We start from the raw sequence: 23,525 nt of genomic DNA on the forward strand, positions 1-23,525 counted from the left end.
CTATCTGGCAAGGAAGCGGAAGTTTTTGTTCAGACTGCTTTGGACGAAGGCATCAATTTCTTCGACCATGCAGATATCTACGCCGGCGGTAAGTCTGAGGAGTTGTTCGCACGGGCAATTCACATGAGTCCGGCTGTCCGTGAAAAAATACTGCTCCAGACAAAATGTGGCATATGCCAGCACGATGGAAGCAACATTTACTATGATTTTTCTAAAGAGCATATTCTGGAATCGGTCGATGGCAGCCTAAAACGGTTGAATACCGATTACGTTGATGTATTGCTGCTCCACCGCCCCGACGCATTAGCAGATCCACAAGAAGTGGCTGAGACGTTTGACATCCTGCACAACAATGGGAAAGTCCGATTCTTTGGCGTAAGCAATGAAAAACCTATGCAGATTGAATTGCTCAACAGGTACCTGAATCAGAAACTCGTCATTAATCAGCTGCAACTCAGCATTACCAACGCGACGATGATCAGCAACGGCATGAACGTGAACATGCAAAATGACAGTGCCGTTGACAGGGATAGCAGCATTCTCGACTATTGCCGCTTGAAAGACATTACCATTCAGGCATGGTCGCCATTCCAGTATGGTATGTTCGCAGGCGCGTTTCTCGATAATGAGAAGTTCCCGGAACTCAATCTCAAGATCGATGAACTCGCCAAGACCAAAGGGGTGCCGAATACTGCGATCGCTATTGCCTGGATTCTACGCCACCCCGCCAAAATACAGCCCATTGTCGGAACAACAAGCGCGGCTCGACTGAAAGATATCTGCAAAGGGTCCACATTTGAATTAACAAGGCAAGAGTGGTACGAAATCTACCGCGCGGCAGGCAATGTCGTGCCATAAAACATGGAGAGTCTTCGCGGTTGAAAGACCAGTACCCAATTGGGGAGTGGCCCAGATTGCATGGCAGAGCCGGTTGAAGTGTACAGTGCTGTCGAGTAAACATGTTGTGAACATATTCTATAGAACCTCTAGAAGAGAAACATTCCGATGTTGATTCGGCACATGATATTGTGTAATTTAGGAGGTAATAGAGTAATGAACGCAAGTGAACTTATTGACGATCTAATTGCCAATCTCACTGGTTGGCGCGGCACCACGTTTGCCAGTATTAGGAGGATTATCCATGAAGCTGATCCCGATATAGTAGAGGAGTGGAAATGGATGGGAACTGCAGCATGGTCCCACGATGGGATAGTCTGTATTGCCAATGCCTTCAAGGACAAAGTAAAGCTAACCTTCTCTCAGGGAGCGAGCCTTGCAGATCCTGACAAGCTCTTCAATAGCGGACTCACAGGCAAACAATGGAGAACCATCGATATTTACAAGGACGACAAAATCAATGAGAGATCGCTAAAGGTTCTTATCCATGATGCCATAGGTTACAATCATTCCAGGGTGCAATCCACAAACCGGCCTCACGCGACACGAGGCAACCCGAAGAAGAAACCAGAGAATAGGATACTCTAACATCGCGACACCTACGCATGGCTGGACGAACATCCCGATGTTGTATCCAACGTATGTCATATCCCTTTTAGCTGTAGCTGCAGCGGTCACCGGGCCGAAATTGGCCACCATAAGGCCACACGTGGAAGAAGGCGAAAATCAGAAAATCCCCCATTAACAAGGCTTTTCTGGCTTTCAAACAAAAGAAGAAGGACTCAATCTTTGTATCAAAGATTGAGTCCTTTTATGGTGGAGCCGAGAGGTCCCGGACCCCTGACTCCAATCATGGACTCAGCCTTCCGGCGATAGAAGCGCGATGGGGGGTCGGCGGAGTGAGAAGGTTGTGCTGGAAACGCAGTATTGATGCGGTCGTGGTGGAGATAGGGGGGCCTGACAGTCTTGGCGTCCAGCAGGATGTCTCTTACGGGTTTCTGCTTAACCTACTGCCGCACCTTCCTTCAGATGCTGAACGACGGCCTCTGAAGCGGAGGAAAGCGCGGCGACTGAGCAGAACAGAAGTATGCAGGAAGGAGTAGTGCAGGGCAGCCACCGAGTCTTGCTGGGAAGGTTTGCCGGGGGAAGACGATGGCGTCTAAGCGCGTGAAACACGGATGTTGTGAGCGACAAGAGTTGCGACGTGCGCAACCAACTGGGAACATAACAGAGCCAACAGTCCGTCTGTGTGCATTTGGGCGAAGCTAAGACCGTGCCTGCAACAAGCGTGAACCCGACGAGCTTACGACAAGAATACTGCGGTGCTCGAACTGCAGGGCACGGAGTACGCGCCGACCACAGAACCAGAACCGTAGAGTATCTCATCGACCTTGGAGTGAATCGGCGAGTCGGTAGCTCACGACATCTGCGAAGCTTGGAACAAGGCAAGCGGTGAAGGAGGCGGAGTGGAAAGACAGAGAACAAGAACGGGGAGGTTCTGGAGTGCCAACTTGTAACCACATCTTGAAGCCAGGACAGATAAACATACAATGCCTGCAAGAGTCGAAAGCGGTGTGTTAATAAGCCGAGCGTTCAAGCTATGGCAAAATCGCCAAAGCTGTCGGCGTCTCAATTGTGGAGTTGATAAATTGGAAATCATGGAAGACGTCATCAGAACAGAAAGTTTAACGAAGCAGTTTGGTAATGTGCACGCCGTAGAAAGTGTTTCCCTAGAAGTTAGGAAAGGTGAGGTTTACGGTTTTTTGGGACTTAACGGTGCGGGCAAGACAACAACCATTCGCATGCTCCTAGGAATGATCCGCCCCACAGCAGGTTCAGCCTTCCTATTTGGGAAAAGGGTTAGTGCTGATAGTTGTGACTTATGGGAAAATGTTGGATATCTTGTAGAAACTCCGTCTTCGTATCCTGAACTCACTGTTTGGGAAAATCTTGAGATTATGCGCCGATTGCGTCAAATACCGGATAAAGGATCAGTCGATATAGTGATTGACAAGCTATGGCTAACTCCTTATAGAAACAGAAAGGCGGGTCTCTTGTCTTTAGGGAATATGCAACGGCTTGGTTTGGCAAAAGCATTCCTACACAATCCAGATATCCTAATCTTAGACGAACCTGCAAATGGATTGGATCCCGCTGGCATTGTTGAGATACGAGAGTCACTTAAGGACCTGTCCTCTAACCATGGGGTTACAATATTCATATCCAGCCATATTCTGGGAGAGATATCCAAACTAGCTACCCGAGTTGGCATTATCCATGAAGGGCGGCTGGTACAGGAAATCAACGCAGATAAGTTGGAGCACCTCCTTCAAAAGAGACTTCTTGTGGATGTCCATGACAAGAAGTCAGCACAGGCAGAACTCATTAAGGACGGGTATTCGGTTTATACAACTGAAGAAGGGGTTTTGGAAATAACAGACAAAAAAGCAATAGATTATCCTGACAGTATTGCAACCATGTTGGTAAATGCTGGCTTGCCACCAACTCTGCTACGAGTCGAAGAGGAAGATCTTGAGTCGTATTTCTTGAGAATAGTCGGAGCAAATAGAAAATGAAGAATATTCTTGCAGCTATTTGGGCTGAAGGCCTTAAAATTCGCCGTTCTAAAATGCTCTTGATAACAATTTTGACTTTCATGCTAGTACCTGTGCTGATGGGTCTAATGATGTATCTTGCAAAAAATCCAGAACTCGCACATAAGTTTGGCATATTGGGCGCAAAGGCAACTGTCTTGAACCTACAAGCCGACTGGCCAACCTATTTTGGATTACTCAATATAGCAATTGTCGGGATAGGATTAGTGGGGTTTGGATTTGTGACAAGCTGGGATTTTGGCCGTGAGTATTCTGATCATACCGCAAAAGACTTGCTTGCGTTACCCGCTCCGCGATCATCTATCGTTCTAGCCAAATTCGTTGTTGTTGCGATCTGGTGTGCATTGCTCTCACTCATTCTTCTTTCTTCTGGTCTTATTGCGGGTGGGGTTGTTCAACTCTCAGGTTGGACAAGTGAAACTGCTTCTCACAGTGTCTCTGTATTTGCAGTGGCTGCTCTTCTCACAATACTGCTCTGTACGCCGGTAGCGTTTTTTGCCAGTCTTGGTCGTGGGTATCTGGCTCCTGTAGGCTTTGTTATTCTTGTTCTGGGCATTTCGCAATTCATGGGCGCATTGGGTTTTGCGCGATATTTCCCATGGTCGATTCCAATGCTATATACGGGTGCTGCAGGAGTTGAAAGCGCGCAATTAGGAGTCATCAGCTATATTATCCTTTTCTTAACTAGTATTTTGGGACTAATTGGTACTTTGGCACGGTGGCGATATGCTGATCAATACTAAACACTAGAAAAAGGGCCCCTTCCGGGGCCCAAGATGGACGAATGGTGGAGATAGGGGCACCTGACCCATTATGCGTCCACCATGGCCCTCACACTCAGCTGATTCTGCGAGTATTACGTGCCTCCGTGCAAGATGCTTGTCGGAGGCCAGCTCCCAATAGCCGGAAAGTACGGAAAGCACCGGGACACAAGACGACTACGCGATGAGTGCGTCGCCAATTTGGGTCAGTCTCCCTTTGCTCTTCGTGCTATACCGATAAATTTTATACACCAGTGTTGGCAGATTTAGTGTTTGTACTCGGGGGTTCGAAAATGCATCATCTCTCTTTCCTCATCGAAAATTGATGGCTCAAAGCCCTCTTTGCAAACTAGGAAGTGGCTATTGTACTTGGTGAATGCCGTGTGATAGAAGTTCGTTACAATGAATGACATGAATTGATACGGCGTTAACGCGGCTGTGATAGGAATTCTGCAATTCTTGAATTGGCCTAGGGTCAAATGCGAAACGGGATGCTCAATCGGTTTGCAGACAGTCACGTTATTGTCAAAATCAAATCTGATAGGCACGCATACTATTCGTCGATCAACTACCTCTGCATAGAGTTCATCTTCTAGGTAGACCTCTGGCTCGTTCTGAAATGCATCCAAATCCGGAGATGGAAGATATGACAAGCGATGAGCGATCAATGCGCTTTTCCGAAAACGGTACTGCATAAGAATCAGCGCACCGTCAATCATCTGTACGTTGTATATCTTTCTTTCTGTTGCTTCTCTGAACATCTCGAAATATGGGATGCTCTTCAGAAATATCGAGTTGTCGCTGTTGCTAATCCCAATCTCTTCGACGTTACCCTCATGAGCTTGGTACACCGGGAAATTCAGAGAGTCGCAGAGCCCTGTTTCGAGCAATTCACCGGTCAGTTGAAGAATCTGTTTCTGGATATGTCTAGCTGTCAGCATTTCTATCGCCCCTGTGCCGATCCAGGAGCTTTCTCAGTTTCTCAATCTGTTCTTCGCCTAAATCCTCCAAGTAGATCTGACCATTATCCAGCTCAGTAATGATATCGGCGAAATTCTTTACCTTACGCTTCTTGGCCTCGCTCATGTCCCTATTAACAATGTTCATATGATCACGCTGGACTTTAGTGGGATATACAAAATCCAGAGTGTACCGATAATCCTTGACCTGGTTGTATTCAGCAATCAACCCTTCCATCTTCCTGCCGACCCCTAGAACGCGCACCCAAGCCTTGCTCCGTGTAATGGCGATAAACAGCTGGTTGCGGACTTTCGACATTTCAAAACTGGATTCGAAGCAATCCTGTGCATTAATGACATAAACCATGGCGGCTTCATTGCCCTTAGCTCTGTATATTCCAGTAAATGCTACAGAATCATTGTTGTCTGCAAAGAATACGTCTGGCGCAGTATCTACACCGGCTGTGTGAGACGCAATTCCTTCCTCATACAATTTCTTCCTTATTGGAGCAACGAGTTCTCTTGTTGTCAATGGATTAGGGTTAATGACGATGATATCGTCAGGCCGCAATTCATCAGTAGACAAGTTAGTCTTGATTTGCTCTGCAACCCACTTATCCTGTTCTCCTTGGGAAGCGAAAGACTTGAACAAGATGAGATCACCCTTATCAGAATGGTTTTCGAGGAATTTGGGGCTACTACTTGCCGTGCGCTCCAATACTACGTGCTGCCCATCCGCCAACTCTCCTGATTCCACTTCATAACCAATATCCGTCCAGAGAGAGCTCTGCTCAAACATCTGTACTAAACCAGATTCCTTGTCAGCCGGTGGTTTGTGATAGATACCGAAACCCAACGCATGCGCGGTTACCAAGGCAGGGCGTGAATTCCGATAGCACTTCTCGAGGATTATGTCTTGTTGAGGCATGCCATCAGTATCTACAGTAAACTTGACCCGAGGAGTACCATCCGGTCCTGTCCCGAAGATCGCCTCAGGAGCCGGTAGAGATATTGAACGGAGATTCTGAAGTTCATCATACGCATATACAAGCCGTTTTGGCTCCTTAAGCATCTCATAACACAGGAGCAGGAATCCCGGAGAGAAATCCTGCGCCTCATCAACTAGAATGGCATCATATGTCTGCTTAATCTCTCGCTCCTTAGCTTCTTCAAGCGCTTTATTGCATGCACCGCCAAAAGGATCCGCAGAGCCGAACAAATTACGAGCAGCGAGGTAGTCACGATATGCGGTATTGTTCAAAGAACAGAATGTATAGTACATTCCGTTCCTTTCGCCACCACCAGGAGCACCCCAAGCGTGAATTACATGCAAGTTGTCCCAGTCCGGTTCTTCATTCGTGTGCTCGATATAGAATGTGTTGATAAGTTGCCTAAATTGTCCTTTCAGTGAACGTGTATTGAAAGTTACAGCTATTTTCCAGTCAGGATGTTGAGCGTGCAAATAGGCAGCCTTAAGTGCAAGTACAATCGTCTTGCCAGAGCCGGCAAGTCCGCGAATTCTCTGAACGCCATCAACCGTCTCTATAACGGCATGGCTTTGTCTGTTGTCCAAGTTAGCTATCGAATCCTCGATGCTACGCAATTTGGCACCACGAGATCTTGAGTTTAAAATCTCTCTCTTCTTCTTCCCTTTCCGTATTGTCGATATCGATTGCAACACCGAGAGCAGACTATCATAATAGGCAGGGGTACTCCATGAAATTGGATTGAGAACCTCCTCCAGATTGCTGTCATCGCAGACTGGATAATTGACATCGGGTGTTGGCATGTGCGCAACTGTTGCTGGGTAGGTAACAGCCGAAACCTTCACGCATAGCTTCCGCCTATCCATTAGTTGGCGATACCCCTCAAGTTTGGCTTCGATCTTATTGACAGAATCATCTTGCAGATCTTGATAATCCGACAGATCTTTGCCTTCTACGAGGTTGAAGATAACCATTCCCTTCTCACTCGAAACCCAAAGTGCATCAATAGGATAGGGTCCATTGACTGTTCCAATGATGGGATAGCCAATATATAGATAACCGGAATAGTCTGGATGATTCTTGAAGAACAGTCTCAGTTGTTCGGCTGCCATTGGTTTATTCGTAGTACCTGTAATGATTGTCGTCATCTCTGCCACCTATTGACTTCGATTCTGCAGGTATAAATAGATTCCTCCTGGAACATCTCACGCGATACAGACGGCTAGCTTCCAGTCTACCAGCCATTTCGCTAACAACGCACAGTATTTCGCCTGCTAGCAGCGCCCCCAAAGCTTCGCTTAATTCGTGTGCAAACTAACATCTCCATACGATATTGTCATGTTTGTTGTATTCACTGTCAATAGTCAAGTCCAGAATGTTGGTGCAAGTTCCCCTCTCGGTACGGATCAGGTCAGGCAATGAATTGGTCAGCCTGATTCGGTGCTTTCCGGTCTGCTCGCGCGGTATGGTTCCGTGCCAGCGGACTCGCCGGGCAGCGCTTCACGATGCCTTTCGAGGCTGTCATCAGGCTCATCCAGTGCGCTCAGTTCAAGCCCGTCAATCTGCTGGAGAGTCCTTCCAGCGATGCTCTCAAGATCCCCATACATCTCCGCAGTCGACTCCATAATGCGCTGAATCTCTCCCTCTCGCTTCGCCCACTGCTTGGTCATAACTGTCCTTTCCTTGCCTAAGTCCCGGCGCATCGATGCCAAATTAAAAAAAAAGTGAAGAATAAGAGAAATATCAACACTATCAACTTGTAAAAAAGGATTATAATAAAAAAAATCGATCGGCGCTGAACAGGTCGAAATAATTCGTGGCGGAAGCCTTAGAAATAGAGGAGAAAGAAATGAAGAAGAAAGAGATCAAGGATAGAGAAAGGAATCATGAATACGGGCGTTCTGAATGTGGAACAAAGGTGCCAAGTGGAAACAAGATTTCGATGCTGATCCCGTACCGCAAGGGTGAGAAATGGGGATTCTGCGACCGAAACAAGAACATGGTTATACAGCCCGCCTATGACTTGGTGGACACGTTCGACGAGGGTCTTGTCAGTGTCCAACTCAACGGCAAATGGGGACTCATCGACACCGGAGGAAGCACGGTAGTACCAGTTACCTACGACAGGGCATTTCCTTTCAACGATGGTGTTGTGGCTGTGGAACTCAACGGCAAATGGGGCTACATCGACACCAAGGGCACGCCGATACTTGGAAAGACGGAGTGAAATCTGTCGCACATGCCTGAAAGGAAATGAATAGACAGCAAGCTGGAGTGGTAGTGGAATTGAAGAAAAAACAGAGAGACCCGAACAGGGAGAGGGGATAGCTAATGGATAAAGACACAAAAGGAATGGATAAGAATATTGAGGGAACCGGTGAAGGTATACAGGGAATCTTGGATAGCATTCTGCATGAACTCATGACGATGAATATTCTGACCAGCATACGGATGTTCAATAGAATCAAACTGTCGTCGGAGGAGGCGGAATTCGTGAAGGAAATCGCCAGTATTCCCTTTGACGACGAAGATACCGAAGATCAAAGCACTTGAACCAGGTGTGACAAGGGGTTACAGCGGGCCGGTGTACCGACTGCCCCGCCTGTACATTATACAAACAGTCAGGGCGGATCTCTACTACAGGGGCCGCCTTGTTCGTTGGTACGTTATCACCTTGTCGCCATAACGTCATATTGCCTGGGCCCGTTGTCTGCAGGTAAGTTCCTGCTGGACATGAAATAGAATAATGATATAATAACTATGGAAAATCAACAATAAGTACAAGTAGCGTAACGGGATCCCTTGCAGGTTGACGAAGCGGCCTGGTCGAGGAGCCCGGAAAGGGACGAGGCAAACACAGTCCGGGCAATGAATATGGCAAGGGTTTGACAGACGAACATGGAGGTATGAGACATGATCAGCAGAGACGATGCAAAGAATCCATTTGTCGCTTATCTGAAACAGGAGGGCATTACCCCTGGGGACTTTGCAATCATAGCACGGGTCGACAATGTGAGCGTCTATGATGTGAGGAAGGCCCATTTCCGTATCCTGCCCAAGTCGTTCGTTCAAGCGATCGATGTGCGGTCTGGTGGGGGTAAGGGGGAAGGGGTTGCTTCCGCATACCTGAGATACCGGGAAGCATTGCGGGATAACTTGATGATGAACAAGAAGTGAGGCCTGGACTTACGATCCGCTTTTCGTGTATTGCCATTGTGACAGTAAGTGGAACGATAAATAGAGCAACACCAATTTCCCCTGCCAGGGACACACAGGCGGGGACCCGGCACAGACCGTGACGTTGCTGTTCTTAATGAAGGAGGACTTATGCGAAGAATGCATCTGCTGAAGGTTCTGGTAGCGATTCTCCTGGTTGCAGGGCTCCTTGTCCCCTCGACCGTCATTGCTTTGACATCGCCAGCCGATGGTAACAACCTGCTCCTTGGTAATCCCAGCAAGGCAGTCCACAGTACTGCTTGTCCCAACAACTACCTGATGACGACAAGCTACTACGCGCTTTCCTACAACAAGTCCCGGGGTGAACCGAACTGGGTGAGTTGGTATGTTGGAAGTTCCTCGCTTGGTGCAACAGACAGGTTGAACAACTTCCGTGCAGACAGTACCCTTCCTGCCGGTTGGTACGAAGTACAGGCGAGCGGCTACTCCGGCAGTGGGTTCGATCGTGGCCACAATTGTCCTTCAGCAGATCGGACATCTTCTGTCGCCGCCAACTCATCGACCTTCCTGATGACGAACATGATCCCGCAGGCACCGAGAAACAATGAGGGTACCTGGATGTACTTCGAGAATTACCTGCGTGGGTTGGTAAAAAGCGGGGACGAACTATACATCGTCATGGGATCCTATGGAACAGGTGGCACGGGTTCCAAAAGCTACGAAACAACGATTGACGGCGGACATGTCACGGTACCGTCTCATGTTTGGAAAGTAGCGGTCGTCCTGTCAAATGGAACCAAAGATCTCAGCCGCATCACCGCGAAGACCCGTGTCATTGCTATCAATACACCGAATATAAACACCGTCAGTTCGAAGTGGCAGACCTACCTGACAAGTGTTGACGCTATCGAAGCAGCAACAGGATACAATTTGTTATCAAATGTTTCTGCAACGATCCAGAAAGTCATAGAAGCCAAAGTGGACGGAAAACTGGCCTCACCTGCGCCCGTGGTCGTGGTACCACCTGTCCCCGTTGTGGTAGTTCCCAAGCCCCAGCCGAACACCAGTGACACTGTCTATATCACTCGCACCGGGACCAAGTACCACCGATTGGGATGTCGGTATCTCTCCAAGAGCTGCATTCCAATCTCGCGTTCTGCTGCCATTGCCGAAGGATATACCCCCTGCAGCGTGTGCAATCCGTGATGAAGACCGGACTCCTGATTGTCGACCGATTTGAGGGTGGCTTCGCCGTCTGCGAACAAGAGGTCTGGGCAACCGGGGACACAGACAGCGTGTAAGGGTTGCAGGTACGACCAGACCAGACACCTACAAGAAGGGAGGAATGGCAATGAAACGACTGTCGGTTCCTGCTCGCATCATCATCATTGTATATTTGGTAATTGCTTTTTTCATGTTGATTGTTCCTCCTACTGCTCCTGGTCCTCTGAAACCTACGAAAGGGTATGTACCAGAGACCAATTATGGAGCACTCTTTGCGAATATGCTTACATTGAGCATTGTTGCCACTCTTGCTCTTATTGCGCTGTCTCTACTGAGCAGCAAGCGCGAGGGTAAAGAGAAGGAAGATCAGCATGGAACGGGCACAGACAACGTGTGACGGTTGTCGCTATAACCGGGCTGGACGTTGGCAGGATCGAGCGGTCTATGGTAAGGACGGCGGTGATTTGCTTGCAGGCCCAGGAATACATAAATGGTACGGATACCGGTCAATGCTGGATCGCTATTGTTAATAGAATCTGCTCCTTTCTTGACGCGACTCGCCACCTGCTATAGCATAAGAAGAGTTGAATTCCGGTGGGGAAGCGCAAAGAGTGGCAAAATCTTAGGCGCGTTTTGAGTGCTTGGGAGGGGATCCATGGTGTGGAGATGTATCGTCCCTGGGACGTGACGAGATGACTGGTTCTGCTCCCGTCGGTCCAGATGAGCGCAGGTGTCCGTTTTGCCGTGCAGCCGTGCCGGAGGGTGCTGATGTCTGTCCTCAGTGCGGACGGATTCTCAGGGAGCATTTCCCAGTAGTTGCCTCGGTGACTGCGACCCCAACTGAAACATTCACGCCCCCACACCAGAAAATTGCTCATCACGCTAGACGACGACTAGTATGGCCAGGTATTGCAGTAGCCATGGTGCTAATCGTCTCAGCGGTCATCTTTGGGCTCGTTCAACCCAGAAGAACAGTTCCCGGGAATTCAGGTTTGCCAGTCGCTCAGACATCTCAGGTTGAACAAACTGGGACTATAAGCGTTTCCTCTGAACCGTCAGGAACAAGCATCTTGTTGGACGATCGTTACACTGACGCCAGGACACCCGCGACGATAACGGGGGTTGTGCCGGGGCCACACGATGTACGGGTTCGGATGACAGGCTATGACGATGCCAACACGCAAGTCGAGGTAGTTGCAGGGAGTACATCGTCATTTAGCGCTACTCTCGTCAAGTCGAAGACCGTCGCTGCTGTCGTGCCGTCCGTGTCAAAGCCCGCCGCCAAGCCGGCCATTCCCAGGCCGCCAGCGCAACCGGCAACGCCAAAGGCGTCGCCACGGCCTGCCAACGGGGCGATTCTGAAACGGCTGTCTGCATTCCGCGGAGGGCTGGGGACTTTGTCGATCCACATAGATAGTGGTCCAGATGCAATCGTCAAGGTAGTGAAAAATGGCAGCTCTCAGGCGTCCGTAACGGTGTATCTCCGCTCCAATTCGACGACGAAAGTGTCGGGCATTCCGGATGGAGTGTACCGCATACTGTTTGCGACGGGACGTGGGTATGAGGCTGTACACAAGACCTTCATCAGCGACCTCAGCTGTTCCCAATTCGACGACACATTCGAGTATACGACGGCAGCGGAGCCAGGTGGGCAGCGCTACCGGAAGTGGAGCATTACACTGAGTCAGGTGCTCAACGGCAACGCCAGTTCAAGCGACATGCCAGCCGATTCGTTCAGTGAGTACTAGCCGGAGGCACAGAGCTCCGCGTTTCAAGGACCGTATCACTAACGGAGGAGACATTTGTAACCTGCGGAGGCTATCAGACCACAAACTAGCTGACGCTCTGCTCCCCCCGTCCCTGCCTTTATACTTCATACCCGTACACCCCTCTTGCTGAACGTATAAGGGGTGTCTTCTGTGCGCGTAGCGCAGGTGCGCCAGAAAGCGCCTGGGTGATGTCCTGCCCCTGCCCCTCCTGCCCCACAAGGAACGAGGGGTGGGGGTGTCTGTTATATATCCCTCTCCGACTGCTCTACAGGTTTTTCTAGAAAAGCACCCTGTAACCCTGTTATACTAATAGAAGAGGGCCCTTTCTGTAGGGAGGGGTTGACTCGCTACCATGCAATCGCAGTTGCAGACCAAATGACGGGGGGGGGGAATGAAATTGCAAACCGTTTGGACTAAGGCAGTGGTGGTGATCTACCTGGTTGTAGTTGTCGGCGCATGCCTGTATGTGCCGTCGTACTACGCTCCAAATAGAGGAAAGTTCGACTACAGGGGGGTTTGGGTACTGAACCTGGTAGAATATGGACAGGAAGACCGCGGCTCTTGGAGCACAATCGGGAGCACAAACGGCCCCTATGGCACAAGGATCTGGATACCAAATCTACACGACACCACGAACAGATATCCGCTCTTAATCGACTACGGACGTGTCGCCCTGGAAGTGGTCAGTCTGACCGCCGTTGCAGGGGTTCTGTTCTTCATCGGTTCGTTCGTGGAAGGCAGGAAGCGGGGCAAGCAGTCTGACCCTGTGAACCGAGAGTGAGGGTGCCCGGTATAGAGTGAGTGCTTGACCTGTTACTAAAAAGCAGTCTAGAACTGAATAAGGAGACACTATGGTTGATATAGCTGAGACCATTATGGGTTGGTTGTTACGGGTTTTTTTTATATTTGTAAAGGGCGTCTATATTGAAGTAATACTCTACTTTATTCTATATGTAATCGGGGGCTTTATCTGGTTTGTTCTAGATGTAGACGGGGACGACTACCAAGGCCTGGGTGACTTTTTTGGAAGATGGTTCGACAGAGTAAAATTGAGAGGTTTTTGGATCCAGACAGTTAACTACATCTGCATGCTAGCACTTGGCTGCATATCTTCTTACCTTCCAACGTACATCATCTCTACGGATATAATGGTAGGGGGCCAATTCGCCTACAGGTGGTTTCCGTTTGGGATCATAGCTGGAAGCGAATACTCCGTTGTCGATTGGCTTATCGCCCTAGAAGTGACTGGTCTGATCGCCATTGCAGGGATTCTAATCTTCATTGGTGGATGTGCAGGCATTGACGATAAGGTAGAGCGTTATCGTCAGCGGCGTAAAGAGGAACGGAGAAGAAAGGAATACACAACATGTGAAACAACATGTGAAGGGTGCACGTATCTTCAAGACAAGAAGAGTTGTCACGACCGTCAAGACCCCTTTGCTGCTGCAATAAATCCGCTTGAAGGCGAAGCGAGGTACTGCTATCGCAAGCAATTCTGGAGAGGGAAGAGGAACAGACAGTAGCGCACACGTCCAGGCGGTTGATACTGCCCGGTCTGTCTGCATAGCGGGGCGGTCTCTCACAAGGGGCCGCTCTTGCATTGATAGGGCCCCCGGTCTGTCCCGGCTGCCGGGTCGTCCGTCCTGGGGACTTCTGCCGGAGGCGGGAGCCGTAGGCTTGAGGTTGGAAGCGGTTTAAGGGGGTACAATCGTACGGCAAGCGTTTTGAGATCGTCATGGTGGGGTCGCGTAGTACGTCTTTTGCCCTGAGATCATCGCCATGGTCCTAGAATGAGGCCAGGCGATCGATCAGGATGAGGGATTCGGAATTATAGAAGCACATCGATAGCATAGAGGAGCATGACCTCCACGAAGCATCATGCCAAGAGCTACGACCTTGCCTTCACCGTATCTTCATGATTGCCCAAATTGGGCTCTTCGTCTGTCTAGAAGCGACGATACTGCCAATTTGCCGCGTTATAATAGTGTATAGGGAGGTAAGTAGGAGTTTCTAGCTTTGTAGGGAAGCAAGGAACCAAAATCTGTCCCCTCCACGGGGACAACAACGAGGTGAGCCATGCTTCGCCCGAATCCAAACGGTATCCCGTTGTGGGAACAGCCGAAAGACTGGTTTTCCTACCAACGTGCAATTGACTGCGACCGCGTCGAGCGAGCCGACCGGCTGCGGGATGATAGCGTTAGGAGAGACCTGCTTCTTGGGTTTTTCTCTGTGAGATTGGCAGTGCCTTCAACCGTGACCAGAAGTATGTGCAGAAGGTGCTTGACTGCCGGTGACGTGAGAAGCATGACGCTCAACATCTACGACGCCGAGATCGACCGTGTTATTGCTACAGCTGGCGGCTTCCCTGCCGCATTCGAGTAGGCGTGAGCTCCAAGAAGCAGGAGATCGGAGAGTGCATCTACTGCGGATTCAAAGGTCCGATGTCCGATGAGCACGGTTGGCCGCGCTTCTTCGGGGAGTTCGAAGGGTTTCCGCATCTGCTGAAGCACGTCTGCGGAGACTGCAACAGAAGACTGGGGATTCTTGAGGACCAGTTCTCCCATACCGGCGACATTGACATTCTGCGAAGACTGCTGGATATCAAGGGCAGGCCAACCCACAAGAAGATTGACTCGTTCGTCAGGGGTAGCGCCGGCGCGATGGCGCAAAGGGTGACAGTAGCTGATCCGAAATCCGGTTTGCAGCTACTTGCTACACCAGTTCCTGGCCTCAATGGTCGTTCAATCGGCACGCAATGGCTGAATCAGCTGGTCACCACAGACTCAGCTGGAAACGAGATCCAAATCCCACTTAGCGATGGCATTCAGACGCTTGGCGAGCTTGTGAGTCTCCTGGAAGAATCTGGCATATCGCCACCAGCTCGAGTCCGTTGGCTTGCGTTCGGTGCACTTAAGAGTGTCATTCGCGGCGTCGTTCAGCCGAGTGCGGAAGGGTACGAATGGCTGGAACTTGAGGAGCCAGGGAGAGCCGTCCAAAACGGAGGGGAGTTCGTTTCTTCTGTCTCAAAGGACAGGTTCTATATCTGTCGGGCGATTGCGAAAATCGCCCTGGACTATTTACTCGCGAGCAGCAACGGCTCCATCACCGGCCTGGAACTCTACCTTCACGCTGTGAAGGACTACATCTACAACGGAGGCGACGACAGTCAGTTTGTCACGATGAAATGGGAGTCAATCGTGCAAATCCCGGTGGATACTGGACCGGGTTCCTGGTGCCATCTTGCAGCTGTCAACTACTGTGGAGGACTTCTACAGGTGTCACTTCAGTTCTTCTATGGACCGGAGTACCCACACCCTCCTCGCTATGATGTCGCACTCGCTCTCACAAACGACGTTACGCCGGACTTCTCGCGACATGGGCATCAGTTTGTCTACAGCAATTGCGATGCAGCTACAACGAGATACGTGGGCCGTGCTGACCCGTTGTTTCTCTCGCGGTATCAGCACTCCTGATTAGTTCTGCTTCATCGCCTGTTCTGACCTGTACGGTCGAAATGGTCGAACGCTTGTGACTGACTTCGAGCCATTCTTCCTCAGCCTCGACCGCGCGAGCCAGCTGGAAGTCGTGCATCGATTCGCGAGACGCATCGACCTGGGAGTCACTAACATAGCTATCCACTGGCGATTTTCGGAAAACGAGTGTGGGGTGCCCCAGTCTGACAATCAGCGACAGCGAGGCTTGACATGTTCATCTTTGCTAAGAGAATTCAAGTACAGGTAGAATTGGATATTCACGCGGATGAGAGTTTTGCTCTGGGCATTTCTGGGAGCGGAACGGCGTAGGGATGTACTCTGAGGACGTGCGGAGGGAAACATGACCTGGAAGAATCGACGCAAAACCATTTGTCTCGGGTTGGCCGTGGTCCTGCTGTTAGTCATGTATCTCGCTTTGCCAATCCCAAGTCAGGCAGCTACCGTTTTCGGTCTGGGATCCAGCTCTGCAACCGTACGAACGGTCATGGGTACGCCTACGTCCGTATCACAAATCCTCAACCTATCGACTTGGTACTACGGCTCCTCGACTGTGGACTTTCAGGATGGCAAGGTCACTGGCTGGCAGCAAGGGAGCAGGACGCTGAAGGTCAGCACGGGGTCTGCCGTCTCGGGAGCCACCCCAATTCGCGTCGGGTCCACCGCTTCCCAGGTCACTGCCGCCATGGGTACGCCACAGAGCATGGCTTCCTTCGGATTCGGGTCATCTTGGTGGTACTATGGGTTATCGACAGTTGAACTTGAAAACGGCCTCGTCACAGGTTGGGCCAACCACGGCGATCTGACTGGCAAGACCACGTCTCAGAATGTCTTCAAGGGTGTAGAAGAGACAATTCCCTATACCTCGGTCTCCCAGTATGCGACGGCGCTGATAATCCCGAAAGCCCAGACAACGGCAATATGGAGGCTTCCGCGCACCGAACGAGTTCAGTCCACGGTGCGACTTTCCAGCGGACGCAGTTTTCCGTTCGTTGCGGAGAATGGCTCTTACTATGGTCAGATTAGCCAGCAGACGGGACGATCGAAGACCGTTTTTGTGCACAGCTACTATCGAAGTGACGGGACATATGTCAGAAGTTACTATCGCAGTCTTCCCCACTAGCGGATGGCCGTCTGGGGCAATGGTGGCAGGCAATGAAGAAGAGAGTTTCAGGAATCATTGCTTTGTTCTTGTCGTTTCTGGTGTTAACAGGATGCGCAGGACAAGGGAATGCACCTCATGAGTATGTCGCAGTCTATACAAATTCGGAGCTCTTTATTAACTGGGCAGAAACGGACAATAAACTGACGGGACAACTTCAACAAGCGTCGGTCGATAACAACACTCTTGCAGTAACGAGTGAAAACTATTCCTTTAATGGAGTACTCAATGGAGCAGATATAAGCATTACCCTTTCAAATGGGATAACAATGACCGGCACCTTAAACAAGAACGTACTAACGCTGTCGTACCCGGCTAATGATGGAACTGGAACAATGGCAACAATCGCTTTTAAGCCAGGAAGTGTTACGGACTTCAACCAGGCAGTTGATGGTTTTCAGAAGCAAAAGAAAGAGAAAGATGCCAGTGATGCGGATGTGTCTTTGTTAATGGCCATCACCGAGGACAAATTGGATGCTTTACAGGCAGCCGGTGTTAGTTTTGATGACGATATGGATTCTTTTGGATCTCTTTTGAAGGGAATGCAGTCGTACTACCAATTCTTGAAGTCTTATGTCTCTGAGCAACCGCTTACTTCTGGGCGATTGGACGTTGTTTCTCAGCAACTGAACGTTCTTTCTTCTCAATTGGATAACATCAAGAATTTTTTGGATGTTGATTCATCTGCTTTTGGCGGTTCTTTTGGATATCATGTTCAACAAGCGCAGGCTTTGTATGCGCAGCTTGGAAATGATATTACGAAACTCCAACAAAATTGGAAAATGTACCAGAGGTTGAACGTTTCTGATTCCCCAGTAAGGGCGGACGCCGTTTCTTCGGCAATTGGAGGTGCGCAAAAACAACAAGCAGCCCTATCACAGAGGATTGCCGTGGCACAACAACAGGGCGATTCATACCATAGCCAAGGCGAGAAGATCTACCAAACGGCGAGTAAATACGTTTCTGGTTTAACCGCTTCTGGTTCTAATTGAGTTGGGAAGGCAAAATGGCGGAACGTGTCCATCAAAAATGGACTAGCCATTTTAGGGCACTAAGAAAGGCGACCCTACAAACACACGGCAAGCCATGTAAAAGCTCTGCCTTGCCCCGGGAAACGGCATACCACAGGGCGACTGGATTGCTATTTCGGGGAAGTCCAGCTTCCCACTCGGCCAGGGCTTTGCAAAAAGAAAAGAGGTTGCTACCTTACGGTAGCAACCTCTCATTTGGCGGCATACAAGCCTCCGGGATTTTCCAAAGATCCGAAGAAGTTTGGGACAATTTGTTATACAGAAAGACGAAAAAGTGGCAATTTCTGAGCTAGTCGGCATGAGTCATATTTCTGATCGACTTTATCGCACGATAATTGTTGTGAAGGACTTCTCTTTCTTGTGATGGTTTAGGACCAAAAATCAAAGTGAAGCCGATGACTTTCCGAGATTGTTTCTTTTCCAGGAACTTGACAATTTGCAGATCCGTATTCTTGTTGATTTCTTTTAGAGCAGGAAGGAGAATTCGTGCTTTTATATTCGAATACTGTTCGAAGGCCGGCTTCTTGTCAATTTGCAAGAGTGTTTTGAATTCTTCTAGGGTAAAGTCCTTCTTGTGGTGAAATGCTAATTCCATTTTGAGAAGCTCATAAATTCGGATGGAATAGGTGGAATGCATAGCCAAAACGCAAGCTAGCGGATAGGTGGTGAAACGGGTTTTCAGCTGCAAGAAGTAAGGCTTCAGCCGGGGAGCGAAAGATACCTGAACGGAACCGGAACCCTCTAAATGGTGAAAGGAAGCGAACCAAGCCAGCTTGGTCCGGTCTTTCTTGCCCTCGGGGGTGAGCTCTTCAATAGTAAAGACCTTCTCCATTAGGGCTTGAACTTCGGTGTCTATTCGGGTATACGCGCTGTCGAGAGATATACCCATTTCCGCTGCAATTTCTGAAATCAGGATGTCGTACTCTTCGAAAGCTTGGTCCTCAACCCGGACCCTACCCATGACGAAGAGGATCAGTTTCTGTTGCGTAAGGGTCAATTCGTAGCGAGCATTCTCAATGAAATAATTCGACTTTTTTACAAGATTGTTTTTTTCATTCATTTTTCTCACCTTCCAAGAATAGTGTAACACAATAATTAGAATAAACAACTAATTTCAGTCTCAACAACGTAAATGTAATAGTTGGCAACGTAAATGTAATAGTTCGAGGAAGAAAAATCAATAGTAATCAGCGTTTCCAGACGGTATAAAAGATCTTAAAAGATCCGAAGATTCCAACTAGAAAAAAAAGAAAGTGCTTTAAAGATGGGCGCGGAAGAAATGTTCAATTGCAATGCGGGTTTGCGGGTTTTTGTCTTCTTTCTCGTGGTTTTGTTTTTTCTCTCGTTGGGCTTTTGCTTTTTTCTCAAATGGGATTTTCGGGGGGATCCTCGAACTAAAAAAGGAGCTCTCCTTTGCTTTTTAGTCCTTTAATTTGCCCAGCCCAACTATTACATTTGTTGGCATTTCAATTACTCCGTATAACATAGTAGAAGGATCGATAATTTGATCTATTGGAGGTAAAAAATGGAAAAATTAGATTATAAATTATTAAGGGATATTTTGTATCAATTAATAGTTGTTAAACATTTGGCATTTTATGATACTAATGCGATTGAAATGGATATAAAACATCAGTTAGATTTATTAAATGAAATTGTTTTTAATATGGAGGCAAAAAAATGACCGAATTAGATCGAATGTTAGCGGATAATCAAAATAGTACTCGTATGAACCAAGCGAAGCAGATAGCCAAAAGCACGGCGGAAGTGGCGCTGTTGGCCGTTGGTATTCACGGCAAGGCCATTTTAAGCAAGGCGGCGGGCAGTATTAAAACGCCCCTCGCAAAAACCGTGCTAAAAAACACGAGCGCCGAACCCTTGAAAAAAAACCTAAAAGCTGGTTATGATACCCTCTACGAAGTCGGTAAGAAAAAGCTAAAAGACCCAAAACTTTTGCAGACCCTTGGCAAAGGCGCGGAAATCGTTGGAAAAGAGGGGGTTGCTCGAATTAAGGGCGAAATTAAAAAACAACTTCCGCCAGAGATAGCCGCCCTTCAAGATATTTCAGCCGGCTTCACGAACACAAGGGAACTCTTAAAGGCGCTTCATTCTCCCCTTCCTACCGAAATAAACGGAGTAATAAATGCCGTTTCAAAGGCTACGCTTGGCAAAGGGGATCTCACGCACGGAGTGATAGGCTATGCGAATAAGGTATTAAAGAGCATCGCCGTGCCGGGCAAAAATTCAAAATATATTCTGGCGCAATTAAAGGGCGGCGAGGCGCAAATAGATAAAATGATCGGCCAAACTACGGCGGAGCTATTAAAAGATACAAAAGAAATGTTGGAAAACTCAGAAAAAGATGCGGAAGACGAAGCCCGCAGCGAAGAAGATATTAAACGAATACGTAAAGCTTAATTAAGTAAAAGAATTTAATTAAATATATGAAAAAAGGCAGAATTGCTTCTGCCCTTCTTCATTTTCGCGCAAGACCTCCGTAATTGCCCAAACCGTTAGGAGCGGTTTAGAACATTTTTGTTATACAAGAAAGTAAAAAACTGTCAATTTTTTGAGGCCAAAGAGAAGGGGTGGTATATATCTACACCACCCCTTCAAAATAGATAATTTCTAATATAGTCGCTTTGATTTTTGTTAGAAAACCAAGCCCCTTAATTTTCAACAATTTCTGTTCTATGGCTTTTTCAAGACCTCGATGTGGTTTTCCAGCCTTTCAATATCTTGTGCTAGAATTTTCCTTAATTCTATAACTTCATCGTCGGTAAGTTCTATTTTGTATATTTTTTTTCTTATTTTTTCTGCGTATGCTTTCTCTTCGGTAGTAGGAAGACCAAAATCATAAACAACACCTCTACTTAACAAAATATCGTGTTCTTCATATTTTTTCGTTTCGTAAGTGGTGCTGTTGCTGTTTTCTCTTATTTCTTTCATTTCAGCCCCCTAATTGAACCCGTAGATCTTGCGGCACTCACTCAGCTTGTATGGAGTGAAGTTGATGTCACGTTCAATGCGCGGGATACCCATGAACTGCAACGCTTTGACTTCTGCAATGCTGGTGTACCCAAATTCGTTGTCTGCCAACCCCGTGACATATCCGAATACGTTCCCTTCTTTTGGATAGTACGCAGTCACATAGTACGTGTACGAGCCGTACGGGTCGAACCAACGCACAACAACTGTCGGGTCGGATACGTCCTGCTCACCCAACTTTGCGAGCATCTTCTCTTGTTCCTTTGTGATTAGTAGCCTTTCGTTATCTTCATTTTTCATTTTAACACCTCCTAAGTGTTAGAATTTTGAAAACCCCAAAAGCACTAGCATACTTTTGGGATCTTTTGTTATACAGAAAGCCGAAAAAGTGGCAATTTTCTGAGAATAAGGAAAAAGGCAGATTTTTTATCTGCCTTTTTTATTCGGCCGCGCAAGCCTTCTTAATTTGCCCTTGCCTCACGCTGTGGAGGTTTGGAACAATTTGTTATACAAGAAGTTCAAAAAGTGGCAATTTTTGATTTTAATTGCCTTTTTGGGCGGGGAAAAACCTATACCGGTTTTGCTGACTAACCGCAAAAATAAACGGATGGACGAAGCGCGGGGTAGCTTCGCTTACATGGCCGTCTTTTTGGTGGAAGTAATACTCAGCTTTTGGCGTCAAATGTAAAAAATTGCGGCGTAAAAGTCCCACTATTATAACCCTGTCGAAGGCCGTAATCGAACAATAATCTAAGCTTGCTCGCGCTTTTTTTGAAGCTCGCTTCCAAGCTTCGTCGTTGCCTATGCGGAGAATATCGTTTTCAGTAGCAAGCCTTAAATGTTCGAGGTAAGCGGCGGCCCTTATAACGAGCTTGCCGTTAATAAACCGGACTTCGTAAGGCAGAAGCTCTAACCAGCCCTTTCGCAAGTCAATGCTTTGCGCGGCATTTTCGGTGGGTTGAGCTTTTTTCTCTTTTTTCTTACGAAAAAGCACGGCGGTTGGAAGGCTTGAAGTTGCGTAATATTGGAAAAGCCCCGGGACTTGAAGCCGAACTATTCCCAGCTTCAAAAGCTGGGCTTCGGTATAAAGGGCTACACTTTCGCGCGGAATTAACAAAACAAACGGCCTACTCGAAAGGGTATGGCCTAGCTCTTTTGCTATTTTCACGGAAAGCAGGGCGTCGGCATAGCTGACGCAGGTTAATTTTCTGGTCCAAAGCCTATTGCGAGCCGAGGCTTGATCCAGCTCAGAAACTAATATGTTTTTTAAGATGTAAGTGCTATCGGTTAAGTCCATTTTAATACCCCCTTTTAATAGAGTTTTAATAAAGCTTTTTGGTAAAGAAGGGGTGATGATTAAATCACCCCTTCAATATTGAAAATTTCTTGGTCGCTTTTCAGCGAAACCAATGGGACACCTTCTAAAACAAGGCGCCAGCTTAAAAGTTCTAAGCCTTACATTGCCCTTCGAAACCTTTTTGTTTTTTTAGTAGAAAAACAAGAGGAAAAATTCGAAAGTTGTAAAATATACAATACAAATACACAAATGCTCTTTTTCATACAGAAAAAGATCCGTGAAGCTGTTCCGGTGGTTTTTGGCGCCTTTGACGATATCACTATCGCAAAGGAAAATGGGAGGTATTACTATCCCCAGACGGTGAGATTTACACTCACTAAGCTTAGCACTTTGCCAGCACCAGCCTGCCCTAACACCACGCGCTTAATTCCCCGGCCTTGAAAATTGGAGCGGTCAGGAAAAACCAGTTTGCCTATCCAAGATAAAAATGAATAAACGAGAGTTTTCGAAGCTCAAAAGCCTTTGTGAAAACGAGGTTCAGGGTTGAAGCTAAAAGACCCTGTATTCAAGGCTGATGCCTTGCCTAACTTATTACGATAGGCGGCTAACATCTCTTTATTCTTGCTATACTTGCCCGATTTGAAAACTTGTCAGTGTTGCCTGACTGATTACCAGAAAAAACTTTGCCGCTTTTTCTGGGTTAGGGCTTTTAAGGGCGCTGCGCTTTAAGACATCCTGCGATGTCTCACATTGTATGCCGGGCTTCCCCGACATTTTATGGTCTCCACCTTCACTTATGTGAAAGTTTCCACCACCCCTATCATTAGACTGTTTAACCCCTTTCGGAGCCGCCAGCTTGGTCTTGGTTTCGGATTTACTGTCGCCCGACTTAAAATTATTATTGGGTCGAAATGGCTTATCAAAGGCCATAGCTCCCGTTCTCGCACGCACGAACCTCTCACGAGGTATGCGGCGATCGGACAGTTTCACGGACACAAAAAATTGGCACTACTAATGCCTTTGTGATTTTTATGTTATACAAGGATCTCAAAAACTGTCAATTTTTGCCCTACTCCTAAATATATATTAACTTCTATTATAGTTTTAAGAAAAGAAAAAGAATAGGAAAAGTGCTTTAATACTGCTTAAAAGCCTTGTTTCAAAAAAG

Annotated in this window: 26 protein-coding genes; 18 read left to right on the forward strand and 8 right to left on the reverse strand. The window is 47.9% G+C overall.

Features of this window, described 5'->3' with window-relative positions:
• The 4 genes from SMC1_RS03800 to SMC1_RS03815 form a co-directional block, all read left to right on the forward strand.
• Positions 1-858, forward strand: an 858-nt coding sequence (locus tag SMC1_RS03800; protein WP_119085476.1) for an aldo/keto reductase, incomplete at its 5' end; no start/stop codon positions are given.
• 195 nt (positions 859-1,053) lie between these two features.
• Positions 1,054-1,485 (forward strand): DUF1801 domain-containing protein, encoded by a 432-nt coding sequence (locus SMC1_RS03805; RefSeq protein WP_119085477.1) that lies wholly within the window; start codon positions 1,054-1,056, stop codon positions 1,483-1,485.
• A 1,070-nt stretch (positions 1,486-2,555) separates the two neighbouring features.
• Positions 2,556-3,473, forward strand: a complete 918-nt coding sequence (locus tag SMC1_RS03810) for an ABC transporter ATP-binding protein (protein WP_119085542.1) — start codon at positions 2,556-2,558, stop codon at positions 3,471-3,473.
• A complete protein-coding gene (locus SMC1_RS03815; protein WP_119085478.1) occupies positions 3,470-4,255 on the forward strand; it encodes an ABC transporter permease in 786 nt (261 codons plus the stop codon). Before SMC1_RS03810 ends, SMC1_RS03815 begins: the two co-directional genes overlap by 4 nt.
• 284 nt (positions 4,256-4,539) lie before the next feature.
• Here SMC1_RS03815 and SMC1_RS03820 read toward each other — a convergent pair whose 3' ends face one another.
• From SMC1_RS03820 to SMC1_RS03830, 3 genes are all read right to left on the reverse strand, one after another.
• On the reverse strand, positions 4,540-5,214 hold the full coding sequence (locus tag SMC1_RS03820) for a DUF2290 domain-containing protein (protein ID WP_119085479.1): 675 nt from the start codon (positions 5,212-5,214) through the stop codon (positions 4,540-4,542).
• The gene (locus SMC1_RS03825; RefSeq protein ID WP_119085543.1) at positions 5,201-7,366 is read right to left on the reverse strand and encodes a DEAD/DEAH box helicase; all 2,166 of its coding nucleotides are present in this window, start codon (positions 7,364-7,366) and stop codon (positions 5,201-5,203) included. The genes SMC1_RS03820 and SMC1_RS03825 overlap by 14 nt, the downstream gene beginning before the upstream one ends.
• Before the next feature lie 279 nt (positions 7,367-7,645).
• On the reverse strand, positions 7,646-7,888 hold the full coding sequence (locus SMC1_RS03830; RefSeq protein WP_119085480.1) for a hypothetical protein: 243 nt from the start codon (positions 7,886-7,888) through the stop codon (positions 7,646-7,648).
• Positions 7,889-8,067: 179 nt separating this feature from the next.
• Here SMC1_RS03830 and SMC1_RS03835 point away from each other — a divergent pair, with 179 nt between their 5' ends.
• From SMC1_RS03835 to SMC1_RS03895, 12 genes are all read left to right on the forward strand, one after another.
• Positions 8,068-8,445: a WG repeat-containing protein gene (locus SMC1_RS03835; RefSeq protein ID WP_119085481.1), complete on the forward strand. Its 378-nt coding sequence runs from the start codon at positions 8,068-8,070 to the stop codon at positions 8,443-8,445.
• A gap of 104 nt (positions 8,446-8,549) precedes the next feature.
• Complete coding sequence (locus tag SMC1_RS03840) at positions 8,550-8,771, forward strand: hypothetical protein (RefSeq protein WP_119085482.1); 222 nt, start codon at positions 8,550-8,552, stop codon at positions 8,769-8,771.
• A 360-nt stretch (positions 8,772-9,131) separates the two neighbouring features.
• Positions 9,132-9,395, forward strand: coding sequence for a hypothetical protein (locus SMC1_RS03845; RefSeq protein ID WP_119085483.1), 264 nt, complete (start codon positions 9,132-9,134; stop codon positions 9,393-9,395).
• Between the two features lie 150 nt (positions 9,396-9,545).
• The gene (locus SMC1_RS03850; RefSeq protein WP_119085484.1) at positions 9,546-10,601 is read left to right on the forward strand and encodes a DNA/RNA non-specific endonuclease; all 1,056 of its coding nucleotides are present in this window, start codon (positions 9,546-9,548) and stop codon (positions 10,599-10,601) included.
• Positions 10,602-10,746: 145 nt separating this feature from the next.
• Entirely contained in the window at positions 10,747-11,016 is a 270-nt protein-coding gene (locus SMC1_RS03855; protein ID WP_119085485.1) for a hypothetical protein, read from the forward strand.
• A 523-nt stretch (positions 11,017-11,539) separates the two neighbouring features.
• Positions 11,540-12,367: a PEGA domain-containing protein gene (locus SMC1_RS03865; protein ID WP_165849191.1), complete on the forward strand. Its 828-nt coding sequence runs from the start codon at positions 11,540-11,542 to the stop codon at positions 12,365-12,367.
• Between the two features lie 412 nt (positions 12,368-12,779).
• On the forward strand, positions 12,780-13,169 hold the full coding sequence (locus tag SMC1_RS03870) for a hypothetical protein (RefSeq protein ID WP_119085488.1): 390 nt from the start codon (positions 12,780-12,782) through the stop codon (positions 13,167-13,169).
• A 70-nt stretch (positions 13,170-13,239) separates the two neighbouring features.
• The gene (locus SMC1_RS03875) at positions 13,240-13,911 is read left to right on the forward strand and encodes a hypothetical protein (RefSeq protein WP_119085489.1); all 672 of its coding nucleotides are present in this window, start codon (positions 13,240-13,242) and stop codon (positions 13,909-13,911) included.
• Positions 13,912-14,464: 553 nt separating this feature from the next.
• Positions 14,465-14,770 (forward strand): hypothetical protein, encoded by a 306-nt coding sequence (locus SMC1_RS03880; protein ID WP_119085490.1) that lies wholly within the window; start codon positions 14,465-14,467, stop codon positions 14,768-14,770.
• Between the two features lie 2 nt (positions 14,771-14,772).
• Entirely contained in the window at positions 14,773-15,861 is a 1,089-nt protein-coding gene (locus SMC1_RS03885; protein WP_119085491.1) for a hypothetical protein, read from the forward strand.
• Positions 15,862-16,222: 361 nt separating this feature from the next.
• On the forward strand, positions 16,223-17,002 hold the full coding sequence (locus SMC1_RS03890; protein ID WP_119085492.1) for a hypothetical protein: 780 nt from the start codon (positions 16,223-16,225) through the stop codon (positions 17,000-17,002).
• Positions 17,003-17,034: 32 nt separating this feature from the next.
• Complete coding sequence (locus SMC1_RS03895; protein ID WP_119085493.1) at positions 17,035-18,033, forward strand: hypothetical protein; 999 nt, start codon at positions 17,035-17,037, stop codon at positions 18,031-18,033.
• 328 nt (positions 18,034-18,361) lie between these two features.
• Here the strand turns inward: SMC1_RS03895 and SMC1_RS03900 are convergent, their stop codons facing one another.
• Complete coding sequence (locus tag SMC1_RS03900) at positions 18,362-19,132, reverse strand: replication initiation protein (RefSeq protein WP_119085494.1); 771 nt, start codon at positions 19,130-19,132, stop codon at positions 18,362-18,364.
• 465 nt (positions 19,133-19,597) lie between these two features.
• Here SMC1_RS03900 and SMC1_RS10535 point away from each other — a divergent pair, with 465 nt between their 5' ends.
• Both SMC1_RS10535 and SMC1_RS03905 read left to right on the forward strand, forming a co-directional pair.
• A complete protein-coding gene (locus SMC1_RS10535) occupies positions 19,598-19,756 on the forward strand; it encodes a hypothetical protein (protein ID WP_165849192.1) in 159 nt (52 codons plus the stop codon).
• The gene (locus SMC1_RS03905) at positions 19,753-20,490 is read left to right on the forward strand and encodes a hypothetical protein (RefSeq protein WP_119085495.1); all 738 of its coding nucleotides are present in this window, start codon (positions 19,753-19,755) and stop codon (positions 20,488-20,490) included. The genes SMC1_RS10535 and SMC1_RS03905 overlap by 4 nt, the downstream gene beginning before the upstream one ends.
• 273 nt (positions 20,491-20,763) lie before the next feature.
• On the opposite strand, the gene SMC1_RS03910 is transcribed toward SMC1_RS03905, so the two are convergent.
• From SMC1_RS03910 to SMC1_RS03925, 4 genes are all read right to left on the reverse strand, one after another.
• Positions 20,764-21,021, reverse strand: a complete 258-nt coding sequence (locus SMC1_RS03910; RefSeq protein ID WP_119085496.1) for a hypothetical protein — start codon at positions 21,019-21,021, stop codon at positions 20,764-20,766.
• Positions 21,022-21,030: 9 nt separating this feature from the next.
• Positions 21,031-21,360 carry a DUF2958 domain-containing protein gene (locus SMC1_RS03915; RefSeq protein WP_119085497.1) on the reverse strand — a complete coding sequence of 110 codons (330 nt, stop codon included), beginning with the start codon at positions 21,358-21,360 and terminating at the stop codon, positions 21,031-21,033.
• Positions 21,361-21,601: 241 nt separating this feature from the next.
• Entirely contained in the window at positions 21,602-22,357 is a 756-nt protein-coding gene (locus SMC1_RS03920; RefSeq protein ID WP_119085498.1) for a hypothetical protein, read from the reverse strand.
• A gap of 624 nt (positions 22,358-22,981) precedes the next feature.
• Complete coding sequence (locus SMC1_RS03925) at positions 22,982-23,287, reverse strand: hypothetical protein (protein ID WP_119085499.1); 306 nt, start codon at positions 23,285-23,287, stop codon at positions 22,982-22,984.
• Between the last annotated feature and the right edge of the window lie 238 nt (positions 23,288-23,525).

It is taken from the genome of Candidatus Cryosericum septentrionale, assembly GCF_003570995.1.
Taxonomy (GTDB): domain Bacteria; phylum Caldisericota; class Caldisericia; order Cryosericales; family Cryosericaceae; genus Cryosericum; species Cryosericum septentrionale.